8 protein-coding genes are annotated in these 14522 nt (G+C 32.1%); 3 read left to right on the forward strand and 5 right to left on the reverse strand.

The annotated features are described in order from the left end of the window. Positions 1 to 11 precede the first annotated feature (11 nt). From BLU40_RS08280 to BLU40_RS08300, 5 genes are all read right to left on the reverse strand, one after another. Positions 12 to 1460 carry a RagB/SusD family nutrient uptake outer membrane protein gene (locus BLU40_RS08280; protein WP_090122246.1) on the reverse strand — a complete coding sequence of 483 codons (1449 nt, stop codon included), beginning with the start codon at positions 1458 to 1460 and terminating at the stop codon, positions 12 to 14. A gap of 19 nt (positions 1461 to 1479) precedes the next feature. Beyond that, positions 1480 to 4449: a SusC/RagA family TonB-linked outer membrane protein gene (locus BLU40_RS08285; protein WP_090122247.1), complete on the reverse strand. Its 2970-nt coding sequence runs from the start codon at positions 4447 to 4449 to the stop codon at positions 1480 to 1482. Between the two features lie 427 nt (positions 4450 to 4876). Next, positions 4877 to 6307: a SusD/RagB family nutrient-binding outer membrane lipoprotein gene (locus BLU40_RS08290; protein ID WP_175454760.1), complete on the reverse strand. Its 1431-nt coding sequence runs from the start codon at positions 6305 to 6307 to the stop codon at positions 4877 to 4879. Positions 6308 to 6319: 12 nt separating this feature from the next. Further along, on the reverse strand, positions 6320 to 9556 hold the full coding sequence (locus BLU40_RS08295; protein ID WP_090122252.1) for a SusC/RagA family TonB-linked outer membrane protein: 3237 nt from the start codon (positions 9554 to 9556) through the stop codon (positions 6320 to 6322). 163 nt (positions 9557 to 9719) lie between these two features. Further along, on the reverse strand, positions 9720 to 11363 hold the full coding sequence (locus BLU40_RS08300) for a POTRA domain-containing protein (RefSeq protein ID WP_090122254.1): 1644 nt from the start codon (positions 11361 to 11363) through the stop codon (positions 9720 to 9722). 152 nt (positions 11364 to 11515) lie between these two features. Between BLU40_RS08300 and rpsL the strand changes: the two genes are divergently transcribed. From rpsL to fusA, 3 genes are read left to right on the forward strand one after another with little or no spacing between them, the layout of a single operon-like run. After that, positions 11516 to 11890: a 30S ribosomal protein S12 gene (rpsL, locus tag BLU40_RS08305; protein ID WP_068206887.1), complete on the forward strand. Its 375-nt coding sequence runs from the start codon at positions 11516 to 11518 to the stop codon at positions 11888 to 11890. Between the two features lie 23 nt (positions 11891 to 11913). After that, positions 11914 to 12390, forward strand: a complete 477-nt coding sequence (gene rpsG / locus BLU40_RS08310; RefSeq protein WP_090122257.1) for a 30S ribosomal protein S7 — start codon at positions 11914 to 11916, stop codon at positions 12388 to 12390. Positions 12391 to 12402: 12 nt separating this feature from the next. Next, positions 12403 to 14520, forward strand: a complete 2118-nt coding sequence (gene fusA / locus BLU40_RS08315; RefSeq protein ID WP_090122260.1) for an elongation factor G — start codon at positions 12403 to 12405, stop codon at positions 14518 to 14520. Positions 14521 to 14522: the final 2 nt, after the last annotated feature.

Below are 14522 nucleotides of genomic sequence, written 5' to 3' on the forward strand. Positions count from 1 at the left end.
TTTTTTAGTTTTTAGTAACCTGTATTGTTCTCGTTAATACTATCGTTAACATCTATTTCTAGTTGAGGAATAGGTAAAATCATTCTATAATCAGGGTAAGTTAATTCGCTTAGCGTTGAAGCTGTTGCTAAATCAGTTCTTACCATGTCATTTTCGTTTCTTACAATATCGTATAGTCTATGTCCTTCAAAAGCTAACTCTTTTCTTCTTTCAAGTAATACTTCATCTAAAAATGGTTGACCTGTAGAAGTTGTTGGAGTAGCAGAAGGATCTGCTCTTAATATAATTTCATTTAAAGCATCTTGACCAGCTTCAATTGTACCAGCTCCATTTGCAGCAGCTTCTGCAACTGTTAAATACATTTCAGAAATTCTAATTAATGGAATATCATTAGTCCAACTATTAGGAAATTTAAAGTTATAAGTAACATCAGCAATATCTCTAAACCAAGTTTTTCTTACATCATTATCAGAGTAAAGAGCTAAAATATCAGTTGTTGGAATTAAATCTCCATATCCTTTATTTCCATCATCTCCATCTGGAACATAAATTGAAGCTAAAGCATCAAAACCATTATGGTCATTTTGGAAAGCAGGTAATTGTAATATTGCTTCAGAAGAACTTACAGAACCAGCCCAATCACTTGCATAGTTAGCGTTAGATGTTAAGCTATATTGAGAGTCTGCAATTACACTTTGTGCAGTTGTAAAAGCTTTTGGATAATCTCCTTTGTATAAATAAACTCTAGATAATAAAGCTTTAGCAGCTGTTGAATTAAATTTAGATGAAGCAGAATAAGCAGAAGTAGGTAATAAACTACTTGCTTTTGTTAAATCACTAATTATCATAGCATATACTTCTGCTACAGTTGCTCTTGCCGCATCTTCTTCTTGTCCATACGTACTTAATAAAGGAACACCTAAATGCCCTCCAGTACCATTAGCTCCAGGTGCTACAGAAGCATCTGTTGTTGTGTATGGAAAAGCATATGTTTTTACCAAATCAAAATGCGCCATACCTCTTATTGCATAAGCATGTCCTAAAATTTCATTTAATTGCTCTGTAGTTAAACTAGTTACATTTGGAGCAAAAAACATTATTGCATTTGCAGCATTAATATTTTTATACATATTAGTCCAAAGACCTTCAACATCTCCATTAGTTGTAGTTATTGCATATGTATAATTACTAATAAATCTACCAGAATTTGATGGGCTAACTAGTATGTTATCCGCACTCACTTCAGGAATAACCATTAATTCTCTACCGTAATAATCTACTCTATATAGTAAATCATACATCCCATCTACAGCAGCAGTGGCTGATGTTAAATCTTGTATCGCAGAATTAGAGTCTACAGCATCTTGTTGAACTGGGTCTAGTTCAATATCATTACATGCTATTATTGAAACCATTATGCTGAATAGTCCAATAATATATTTTATATTTTTTATTTTCATAATCTTAAATTGTTATTAATTAGAATGATAAATTTAATCCTAATGAAAGTGTTTTAGAATTTGGATATACAAACCAATGTTGACCATTTAAAGCTTGTTCAGGGTCTCCGTTAAAATCTGTGAAAGTTAATAAGTTACTACCTTGAACATATACTTTTCCATTTGTTAAGAAAGAGTTGTCTAATACAGACTTAGGTAAATTATAACCAAATTTAAGCTCTTTTAACCTAATATATGAACCGTCTTCTAACCATCTTGTAGATCTTTGGTTACTACTAGTAGGGTTACCCGTAATTCGTTTAGGATTTGCACTTACATCTCCTGGTTGTTGCCAACGATCTAATTGTTCTCTTGATTGATTAAATCCAGAAAAAGCACCATCAGAATTAGTAATTCTTGATGTATTGTTATAGATATCATTACCAGACTGGAATGCTACATTAGCATTAAAAAACCAGTTTTTATATGTAAGGTCTGTGTTTACAGCTCCAAAAAAGTCAGGAGTTGCTTTACCAACTTTTTGTCTTGCAGCTGAATTGTAATCAAAAGTAATATTACCATTTGCATCATACCACATAGCATTACCAGTAGCAACATCAACTCCAGCCCATTCTTCTAAGAAGAATGTATTCCAATCATCACCAACTTCTCTGTTATAAAAGCTATCAGGACCTTGATTACCTTCAACTAATCTAGTTACTTCATTCTCAATAAATGTAATATTACCTCCAATATTCCAATTCAAATTGTCATTTTTAAGAACGTTGTAAGATAATTCAATTTCAAATCCTGAGTTTTTAAAATCTCCATTATTAGACCAGAAACCTGTAAAACCATTTGATGGTTCTAAATCAAAGAAGAAAATTAAATCTTCAGTTTTTCTGTTGAAATAAGTAATTTCACCAGATAATTTATTAAATAATCCAAATTCTAAACCAACATTAAACATATGTTGTTCTTCCCATTTTAAATCTAAATTTTGTTTTGTAGACGATGGGTAAGAAGCAGGAGCTTCATTATATGTGTCATTTAAATATACTCCTTGCCAAGCATATCTATCACTTGGTAAATTTCCTTGAACACCATAGCTAGATTTTAGTTTTAATACATCTACCCAATCAGCTGAACTCATAAATTCTTCGTTAGAAATTACCCAGTTACCACCTACAGACCAGAAGTTACCCCATTTGTTATCTGGACCAAATCTTGATGATGCATCTCTACGGAAAGTTCCGTTTAAGTGATATGTTTTGTTGTAATCATAGTTTGCATTAAAGAAGTAAGATTGTATACTTGAATCTTCTGTATTACTTGAGTGTCCTGTAACAGTTGCTGCAGACCCAACATTTTGTAAAATTCCATTAGGAAAATCTTCAGTGTCTACCCAAAATCCGTCTTCACCTTCTTTATTAATTTCTTGACCTAATAATAAGTCTAAGTGGTGACTTTCATTTAAATCCTTATTCCATCTAACAGTATTAGTTAAAGTCCAGTTGTATGCTTCTTGGTATACTCTTGTTGCGCTACCTCCAGATGGGTTTGAAGAATTGGCAGAACTACCATAAGATTTATAATTAAAGAATGATTTATCCATACCAAATTTTGTTTGGAAAGTAAAATCTGGGTAGAAATCCCAAGCAAAATTAACACCACCAATAATTCTATCAGTAATTGAACCTTCGTCATCGTAGTATAAATCTTGAATAAAAGAAGTACCTCCAGTAACAGGGTTTACCTGATTTGGTGTTCCATCTTCGTTATAAGGATAAGAAGTAGGTCTAAATAAATATGTTGCTGTAACTGGACTAGCAAAATAAGCAGATTCAGCTAAAGATGTAGCTTGATCTGTTCTACTATAACTAAAATTCATTCCAACTCTAGTCGTTTCAGATGTAGTAGCATTTATATTTAATGTAGCATTTAACCTTTCGATTCCTGAATTTACAGCAATACCTTCTTGTGCTAAGTGACCTACAGATGCAAAATAATTAAAATTATCAGATCCTCCATTTACAGATAAATTATGTCTTTTAGTAACTGCTTGCCAGTCTCTATAAGCATATTCACTCCAATCTGTATCAACATCAGAATCTGGCCAATCTAATAGAGCAAGAGCAGGCTCTTTACCAGCGTTAATATCAGCTTCTCTATGTAATTCTAAAAATTCTTGAGTATTTAACATTTCAAGCTTATCTACTGATCTAGCAGAAATACCAACTTGAGAAGTAAAGTTAAATTTAGCTTTTCCTGATTTACCACGTTTTGTTGTAATCATAATTACCCCATTTGCAGCTCTAGAACCATAAATAGAAGTAGAAGATGCATCTTTTAATATAGTAACACTTTCAATGTCTGAAGGGTTAATGTTTGATAATGGGTCTCTATTTCCACTATCTAATCCTCCTGATCCTAAATCAGTATTTGCGTTTGCAGTGATAGGAATACCATCTACTATATATAATGGTTCTGTTAAACCATTAATAGATGCAGTACCTCTAATTCTAACTGCACTATTAGATCCAGGTTGTCCAGAAGCACTTACAGATTGTAAACCTGTTGCTTTACCTTGTAAAGATTCAGCAAAGTTAGCTGCAGGTGACTCTTCTATAACTTCAGATTTAAGTGTAGTAATTGAACCAGTAGTTGCTCTTTTGGCTTTTGTTCCGTACCCAACAACAACAACTTCTTCTAGTACATTAGTACCTTTAAGAATTGCATTAATTGTGTTTGAAGCTCCAACAGTTTTTTCAACTGTTTCCATACCAACATAACTAAATACAAATACATCACCTGCATTTGCTTTAAGGCTATACTTACCGTCAAAGTCGGTTTGAGTACCATTTGAGGTACCTTTAATAATAACATTAACTCCAGGAAGAGGACCGCTATCGTCAGTCACAGTACCTGAAATCGTTTTTTCTTGTGCGAAAGTTAATTGCACTAGTAACGCAAATAAAAGCGTCAAAATTCCATTAAACTTTGTTTTCATTATAAATTTGTTTGAATTAAATTATTTCAAAAATCTTAAAATTATCTTAATTTACCTAATTATTTGTTAAAATAATTACGAATACGTTAGAGAATTACAACGTTTTTGGGGATATTTTGGTTAGATGTATTCTTTATTAATTAGTTTGTTTATTCTTTGTTTATTATTGTTTTACTTGTAATTATTTGGATTATAATTGATTAACTTTATTGTTGAAAATATTATTTAATTTTGTTTCTCTATAGCATTTTGATGAATAAAATGTTAAATTTTAATTAATTTTATTAAGAAAAATATTTGTTTTATTACATAGATAGTGTAATTTATTGCTTTATAACAATCAATTATTTAGTATTCATTATTAGATAAATAAAAAAAGCCTAGGGAAATTCCCTAGGCTTTTAAATTGTATTATTAAAACAAGTAATTAGTTACCCGCTCCATTTATGTCCCAAAATACTCTTGAGTCTAAAGCATCACCTCCCATTGCAGAAGATGCAGCTTCGTAGTTTGCACCGTTAATATCTGGGTCGTCATTACCATATAAATAACGTCTTGGTACTGGTAAGTTAGAAACAGCAGGTCTATTCATAGCAGGGTAATCTAACATTCTCCAGCTACTCCAAGCTTCAAAACCTTTACCAAATAAAGCGATCCATTTTTGAACCCCAATACTTTGTTCCCAATTAGCAGCATCGTAAGCTACTGAAGTCTGTGCTAAATATGTAGCAGCATCAGCATCACTTCCTGTCCAATATTTAATAGAAGCAGTAACACCATTGTTGTAATGAGTTTCAGCATCTCCACTTATTAAATTACGTTCAATAGCTTCAGCTTGTAAAAATTCAACTTCTTCGTAACTAAGGATGATTCCTTCTAAGTCAGCCTCATGAAATTTATCACCTAAGTGCGTGTAATTTGAGTAAGGGTTGTTTTGTCCGTAAGGTCCACCTACGTATGGATCTAAATTATCATCCATAAATACAGAAGCTCTTGGATCGTTTAATGGTGAAATTACATCAACAAATGTGTTTGCTACAATAATATCTGAACGACCAGATTCTACAATAGCACTCCATATTGGATTTGCATTTGGTGGTCCACTTTCAAAAGGGAAAGATGCGTTATCATCTTCAGAGGTAAATACACCACTATTAATAGCAGCTTGTGCGTAAGTCTTAGCGCTTGCAGCATCATAATCTGAAATACGTACGGCCATTCTTAATTTTAAAGAATTTCCAAATTTCTTCCAGTTATCCATATTTCCACCGTAAATTAAATCACTACCTCCAAAAGAGTCGTTAGAAGTAATTTTAGCTAAAGCAGCATCAATTCTAGAAAAAATGTCCATGTAAATTTCAGCATCATCATCATATTTAGGTAGTAAATTTTCACTTCCTAATAAAGCTTCGCTGTAAGGAGCATCACCATAAGTATCTACAATTACATGCCATGCGTATGCTTCCATTAATTCAATAATGGCTAATTTATTATTTTTAATAGGTTGTTCAAAAACACTAACTTCTTCAGCAGAAACTATTTTTTTTGATTCTTGTAAGTCACTTAAAACATCTCTATACATATAAGTGTAGAAAGTTCCACTAACATCTCTTTGTCTTAAATCGTAGTTAGCTTCATCTGTATAAGTAGTTGCTGTCCAGTGTTGAGAAAACATTTTAAAAATGTTGTAATTTACACTTGGACTTGTCATCCTAAGGAAAATGGTTCTTTGCGCACTAGTCATTAAAAAACTAGCCGGTACTTCGCTTGGGTTCTTGGTGTCAACATTCCAGCCTTCAAAATCTTCACAAGAAATTGTTGTACCAATAAGTAAGGCGATTAATATTAATTTTTTCATTATTTTCATTTTTTAAAATTCTAATTTAATGTTAAACCCATAGTCTTTTGTAGACGGATATGCACCTGATTGGTACCCTTGAACATTTCCTGAACTTAAACCAGCTTCTGGATCAGTATAAGGAGTGTTTTTGTCAATAATCCATAAGTTTCTACCTGTTGCAGTAACAGTTAAGTTTTCAATAAAACTATTTTTGAATAGATTTTTAGGGAAAGTATAAGCTAAACTAACTTCTCTTAATTTAACATAACTAGCATCGTATACATGCATTGCATTTGGTGCTCTTGTATAACCTTCACCGTGTGCATAATAATCGTATCTAGATCTTACTTCGTTAGCTGTTCCGTCAGGAGCAACACCTGGTAAAATAATTCCACCACCATCAGCAATAGAAATACGTTTTTCATTTCCTAGGTCGTTTGTTCCAGCTTGGAAATCATACAATCCTGTTGCGTATCCATACCAAGTATCTAAAGAGAATATGTTACCTCCTTTTTGAACATCAATTAAAAAGCTAAAAGATAGGTTTTTATATCTGAAAGAGTTGTTAATACCACCTTTCCAGTCAGCTTGGAAGCTTCCTAAGTTTTCTGAAGTACTAGCAGTTTTTTCGTAGTAACCAGTATCTTGGTTTACAACTTTTTCTCCATCAACATAAACAAAATCAGAACCTTTAATTTGTCCGTATGCTTCACCAATAGTTGCGTTTATTGAAACACCACCTTGTAATGACGTTAATTGTAGGTTATCTAAACCATCAGGTAAAGATAATACCTCACTCTTGTTTTGTCCCCAGTTAACGTTAACTTTCCATTCAAAATCATCTGTTTTAACAGGAGAACCGTATAAAGATAATTCAACACCTTTATTTTCAATTTCACCAGCATTAATCCACTGACGTGTATAACCTGTTGCTCCTGTAATAGAAGCTGGAGTAATTAAATCTTCAGAAGTTTTATTGTAAACTGATAAGTCGAATCCTAATCTATTTTTTAAGAAAGCCATTTCTAAACCAACTTCAATTTCGTTAGAAATCTCGTTCTTTAAATTGTTATTGTTTTTAGTAGAAGGTAATGAAGCAATTGGTTGACCTCCAACATTATCACCTAATACATAAGTGTCATAAACAGATAGCGGTCTTGCAGAGTTACCAGTTTTAGCATAACCAACTCTTAATTTACCTAATTGAATTGCATTAGATTCTAATAAGCTTGAGAATAAGAAACTACCTGAAGCACCATAGTATGAGTATGCATTATTATCAGTAGGTAGTGTTGATGCTGTATCGTAACGGTAAGAACCTTCAACAAAAATAAGGTTGTCGAAATCTAAAGATACGTTAGCATAGTAACCGTCAGTTCTTCTATGGTATTCGTATTCGTCTGGAGCTAATAAAGTTCCTGCAGAGTTTGATAAAGCGTATAAACGAGCAATACTTAAACCACCATTTGTTGAAGAAAGGATGTTAGAGTATCTTGTTGTTTGAATGTTAGAACCTAAAACAGCTCTTAAGTTAATTTTTTCACTTAAGTCTTTATTGAAGTTTAACATAAAGTCAAAGTTGTTTTCTGTAAAACTTTCGTTAAAACGAGAGTATTTTGAAATATCTACAGAACCAACGTTAATTCTTTCTTCTTGAATACCACTGTAAGTATCTAGAGTAACTCTACCCATTGCACTTAACCAGTCATTTATTTCATAATTTAAAGTGAAATTACCAAAAACACGATTTCTTGAATCTGTTTCGTAGTTTTCGTATCTAGTCCAATATGGGTTATCAGAATAAATAGGAGATAAATCAGTTAAAGGATCGTTTGAATTCCAAGTAATGTTGTCTCTTGTTGCAAAATATGCAGCTCTTTGTTCTTTGACATCAACATTAGTTTGCCACCATTGTCTCATTGCTTGCATAGGGTTGTTAGAATCATAACCAGTTCCGTAACGTCCTTTACCTTTTGTTTTAACGTAAGTTGCTTTAGCACTTGCTGTTAATTTATCTGTTAATTTATAACTACCACCAAAATCAACATTATCTCTAATAATACTACTGTTTTCAAGGATACCTTCTTGATTTAATTTAGTGTAACCTAATCTAAAGTTACCTTCTTCATTTGCACCATCAAGGGCAACACTTTTAAAAATTGTACTACCAACTTTAAAATATGAGTTTGGGTCATTTTTTGCAGCTTCCCAAGGTGTTGCTTGTAAATAAGTATCACCTAATTGTGGGTACCAAGAATCCCATTGGTAAACAGATAAACTTGGGTCAAAAGCAGCTCCAAATGAAGCATCTTCAGTTGAAGGAGTTGTTAAATCATCAATACCATCACCATCTAAATCTCTAACAAAGAATCCACCACCTCTAGGTCCACCAGCATCATAGTAGTAGTCAGAGTAACCAGCACCATATTCTTTTTGGTACTGAGCCATAGTTTCGCTGTTATATTTGTTAAAAGTAACAGAAGTGTTAATTGTTACTCCTATTCCTTTGTTATCACGGTTTTTACCTTTTTTAGTTGTAATAACAATTACACCATTTGCAGCTCTAGAACCGTAAAGTGCAGTTGCAGCACCACCTTTTAAAACGTTTACAGATTCAATATCATCTGGATTGATATCTTGTGCTGCATTACCAAAATCATAACCACCACGACCAGTTGATTGGTCAGAAGAGTTTGAGTTAATATTACTAACAGGAACCCCGTCCACTACAAATAAAGCTTGGTTACTGTTATATAAAGATGAGTATCCACGCATTACTACGTTGGTAGAACCACCCATAGTACCACTAGATTTCACATCGATACCTGCAATTTTACCTGATAAAGAGTTTACGAAGTTTGGATCTTTAGCTGTACTTACAGCGTCTCCTTTTATTTCTTGCGTAGCATAACCTAAACTCTTTTTATCACGTTTAATACCTAAGGCTGTTACAACAACTTCGTCTAGTGCTTCTGCACTTTCAATCATTGTTACATCTATTTTGTTAGAAGCTCCAACTGTTTTCTCAACTGTAGTCATACCAATAAAGCTGAATTGAAGTACAGCTCCTGGTTTTGCTTTGATTGAGTAATTACCGTCAAAATCTGATTGAGTACCAGTATTGGTACCTTTTACAACTACTGTTACACCAGGTAATGGGCCGCTAGCATCAGCAACCTTACCGGTAACAGTCTTTTCTTGTGCAAACGAAATTTGCACGAATAACACTAAAAGAAGTGTTAAAAAACCATTTAACTTTGTTTTCATTATATAATTATTTGAATTAATCGAGGCAAAAATCTTAATAATATGTTAATATTCCAAGTTAAATTGTGTTTAATATCTAAATTATGTTAAAAAAAGATTAAGATAAGATTGTGTTTGTGAATATTTTAAGAGAATATGTTAAATTTTGCTAATAGTTAAATTGTTAAAATAAATAAGAAATTTTTAGTAAAAGTTTTGAATTTTGAAGTTTTAATTGAGAATGTTTTGATTTTCCCAGAGCGTAACCAATATTAAAAATTGAATTTTTATTTTTGATGTTGTAACCAATGCCTAAGCCTAAAAATGAATTACTTTCAGGTTTTTGTATAAATGCTATATCTATAAAGGTGTATAGATAATTAAAACTAGTTGTTAAATAATGGTGTTCTATTGTGTTAGTAGAATATTTGTAAGTTAATATACTTTCTTCGTTAAAACCTCTAATTGTGTTAAATCCTCCAATTCTAAACCTATCATTTTCTATAGGTGATTTTGAATTTAAATATTCGTTTTGTGATTTTAAAAAAATGAAGTTTTTTGAATTTATACTAAATAGGTAGCTTATGTAAAAATTATATTTTAGCTGGCTGCTTTTAGTGTTGCTTATTTCATTATTTCCAGTTAGGAAATTGGATTTAATGTTAGGTGAGTTTGTGTTTGTAATGTGAGTTTGTTTGTGGTTGTTAAAACTTAGTGATATTCCATAAAGCTTTTTGTTGAAGTTTTCAAAATTAAATATGTTGTTATTGTTTGTAATGTTAGACTTGTTAAAAAGGATTATAGAGCTAACTTCTATATTTCTTGAAAGGTTGTATCCTAGCTTGAATTGAGAAAGGGTGTTTGTGTATGTTGAATCTTTTCTTATAATTTCAAAACTTCCACCTAAATTAAAATTAGATCCAAAAATATAGGGTGTAAAGTAATTAAGATTTAAAGTAGAAGTATTAGAGTTGCTTAGCCATTTGATTTTTATTTCTTCGTTCTTGTTAAAGGTGTTGTTAAGTTCTAAGTTTAAAAAACCGTTTACCTTTATTTTTTTACCATCTTCATTTGAAAATCCAATTAGACCATCAATTTTGCTGCTAGATTTTTTTCTTAAGTATAGATAGAGTTCTGTGGAATCTTTAGTGAATAAAACTTGTGGTTTTTTTATTGTAGTAGCAAAATTTAAGTTGGTTAATTTATTGTTTATGATTTTGAGTTTTTCTTTGTTGAATGTTGTTTTGTTGTTTAGTTGTAAAATTTTCAAAAGTTTTTTCTTCGGAAATTCATCATATCCTTCGATAGTAATATTGTTTATATTTCTTTCTTTATTAAAATTAATTTTAAGATTAGACTCTATAAGGCCATTATTAATTAATGTGTTTTTTAAGTTTACTGTTGTAAACGAATATCCGTTACTTACGTAATAATCTAATATTTGATTTAAAATTTCATCAGTTTTAACTATTGGTATAGTGATGTGGGTTTTATTTTGAGCTTTTTTTAATATAAATTCTGGTAGGTTGGAAGTTTCAAAATGTATTTTTAAAGAGTCAATTTTTTCATTTAACTTAAAGTTTAATTTGATAATTGAATCGTTGTCTATAGTGGTTTGTTGGTAGTTTATGTACCCGTTTAATAGTAATTGATCTGTAAAGATTTTTATTTCGTTAGATACACTTTTTTTAGTATTGTGAAATTTTTTATATGGTATAGTGTTGAATAGTGTGTCGTTAGAGTATACTACAAGTTCTTTTTTTTGAGAAAAAGAGTTGTTTACGTATATAAGTAATATAATAAGGTGTAATATGTTTTTAAGTTTCAAGCCCAAAAAGTTAATTTAAGCAAAAATACGGTAAATTATTTCTTAAAAAATATAATTCGTAGATGTTTGAATTACAATAAATTATTTGTACATTTGCACACTCTTAAAAAAGAGCATTTATAAAATAAAAGTAATTATAACAAAAATTTAGTATGCCAACAATTTCGCAATTAGTACGAAAAGGAAGAACCAAAATAACTAAGAAGAGTAAATCGGCTGCTTTAAATTCTTGTCCTCAACGTAGAGGTGTATGTACTCGTGTATATACTACTACGCCTAAAAAACCAAACTCAGCAATGCGTAAAGTTGCAAGGGTAAGGTTAACAAATGGAAATGAAGTTAATGCTTACATTCCAGGTGAAGGACATAATTTACAAGAGCACTCGATAGTATTAGTTAGAGGTGGAAGGGTTAAAGATTTACCAGGTGTTAGATACCACATTGTACGTGGAGCATTAGACACAGCCGGTGTTGACGGAAGAACTCAGCGTCGTTCAAAATATGGTACAAAAGCCCCAAAGAAGTAATTTAAAAACTTTAATGTAAAGACATGAGAAAAAGAAGAGCGAAAAAAAGAGTTCTTTTACCGGATCCAAAATTTAACGATCAGTTAGTAACACGTTTTGTAAACAACTTAATGTGGGATGGTAAAAAATCTGTAGCTTTCAAAGTATTTTATGATGCATTGGCAATCGTAGAAGAAAAGAATCAAGAAGAAGAAAAAACATCATTAGAATTATGGAAAGATGCTTTAACTAATGTTATGCCTCACGTAGAAGTACGTAGTCGTAGAGTTGGTGGTGCTACATTCCAAATTCCAATGCAAATTAGACCTGACCGTAAAGTGTCAATGGCTATCAAGTGGTTAATTTCAGCTGCTAGAAAGCGTAATGAAAAATCAATGGCTCAGCGTTTAGCTGGTGAAGTATTAGCTGCTGCAAAAGAAGAAGGTGCTGCTGTTAAGAAAAGAGTTGATGTACATAAAATGGCTGATGCGAATAAAGCATTCTCTCACCTTAGATTTTAAATATAGTTAGAAATGTCAAGAGATTTAAAATACACAAGAAATATTGGAATTGCAGCTCATATTGATGCAGGTAAAACTACTTGTACAGAGCGTATTCTTTATTACACAGGAGTTTCTCATAAAATTGGTGAAGTACATGATGGTGCTGCAACAATGGACTGGATGGAGCAAGAGCAAGAAAGAGGTATTACAATTACTTCTGCTGCTACAACATGTACATGGCAATTTCCAACAGAAAATGGAGTTCCAACAAAAGAAGCTAAAGGTTACCACTTTAATATTATTGATACACCAGGTCACGTTGATTTTACAGTTGAGGTGAATCGTTCATTAAGAGTTTTAGATGGTTTAGTTTTCTTATTTAGTGCTGTAGATGGTGTTGAGCCTCAATCAGAAACTAACTGGAGATTAGCAGATAACTATAAAGTTCCAAGAATTGGGTTTGTTAATAAAATGGACCGTCAAGGAGCTAACTTTTTAGCCGTTTGTCAGCAAGTAAAAGAAATGCTAGGTTCTAATGCAGTGCCTATTGTTATGAATATTGGTGATGAGGATAACTTTAAAGGTGTGGTTGATTTAGTGAAAAATAGAGCAATTATTTGGCACGATCAAACACAAGGATCAACTTTTGATGTAGTAGATATTCCTGAAGAATTAAAAGAAGAAGCTCATGAGTTACGTGGTAAACTTATTGAAGAAGTTGCTGCTTATGATGATACTCTTTTAGAAAAATATATGGAAGATGAAAATTCTATTACAGAAGATGAGGTTCATGCTGCTTTGCGTGCCGCTGTAATGGATATGTCTATAATTCCTATGGTTTGTGGTTCTGCATTCAAAAATAAAGGTGTTCAGTTTTTATTAGATGCTGTATGTCGTTATTTACCTTCTCCAACAGATAAAGAGGGTATTATTGGAACGAACCCAAAAACTGAAGAAGAAGAAATTCGTAAGCCAGATGTTAAGGAGCCGTTTGCTGCTTTAGCTTTTAAAATTGCTACAGATCCTTTTGTAGGTCGTTTAGCTTTCTTTAGAGCGTATTCTGGTCGTTTAGATGCAGGTTCTTACATATACAATAGTCGTTCTGGTAAAAAAGAACGTATTTCAAGAATCTATCAAATGCACTCTAATAAACAAAATGCTATCGACTATATCGAAGCAGGTGATATTGGTGCAGGTGTAGGTTTTAAAGATATTAAAACAGGAGATACTATGTGTGATGAAAAAGCACCGATAGTATTAGAGTCAATGGACTTTCCAGATCCTGTAATTGGTATTGCAGTAGAGCCAAAAACAAAATCTGATGTAGATAAGTTAGGTATGGCTTTAGGTAAATTAGCTGAAGAAGATCCAACGTTTACAGTTAAAACAGATGATGCTTCTGGTCAAACAATTATTTCAGGAATGGGTGAATTACACTTAGAAGTAATTGTAGATCGTTTAAAGCGTGAATTTAAAGTTGAAGTTAACGAAGGTCAACCTCAGGTAGAATATAAAGAAGCTGTTACAGCAAAAGCGGATCACCGTGAAGTTTATAAAAAACAATCTGGTGGACGTGGTAAATTCGCAGATATTAAATTTATTATGGAGCCTGCTCCAGAAGGAGAAGTTGGATTAATATTTGAAAACACTATTAAAGGTGGTAATATTCCTAAAGAATTTGTTCCTTCAGTAGAAAAAGGATTTAAAGAAGCTATGAAAGCTGGACCTTTAGCTGGATACGAAGTAGATAGTTTAAAAGTAACTTTATATGATGGTTCATTCCACGCGGTAGATTCAGATCAATTATCGTTCGAATTAGCTGCGAAAATGGGATTCAAAGCTGCGGCAAAATCTGCTAAAGCTGTAATTTTAGAACCTATTATGAAGATTGACGTTGTTACTCCAGAAGAAAACATGGGTGATATTGTTGGTGATTTAAATAGACGTAGAGGTCAGGTTAATTCAATGGATGATAGAGCTGGTGCAAAAGTTGTTAAAGCTAACGTACCATTATCAGAAATGTTTGGATATGTAACTACATTAAGAACGTTATCATCTGGTAGAGCATCTTCTTCAATGGAATTTTCACACTTCGAGCAATGTCCAAACAATATTGCTGAAGATGTAATCGAAAAAGCAAAAGGTTAATC

The sequence above is a fragment of the Lutibacter oricola genome (assembly GCF_900106565.1).
Classification (GTDB): domain Bacteria; phylum Bacteroidota; class Bacteroidia; order Flavobacteriales; family Flavobacteriaceae; genus Lutibacter; species Lutibacter oricola.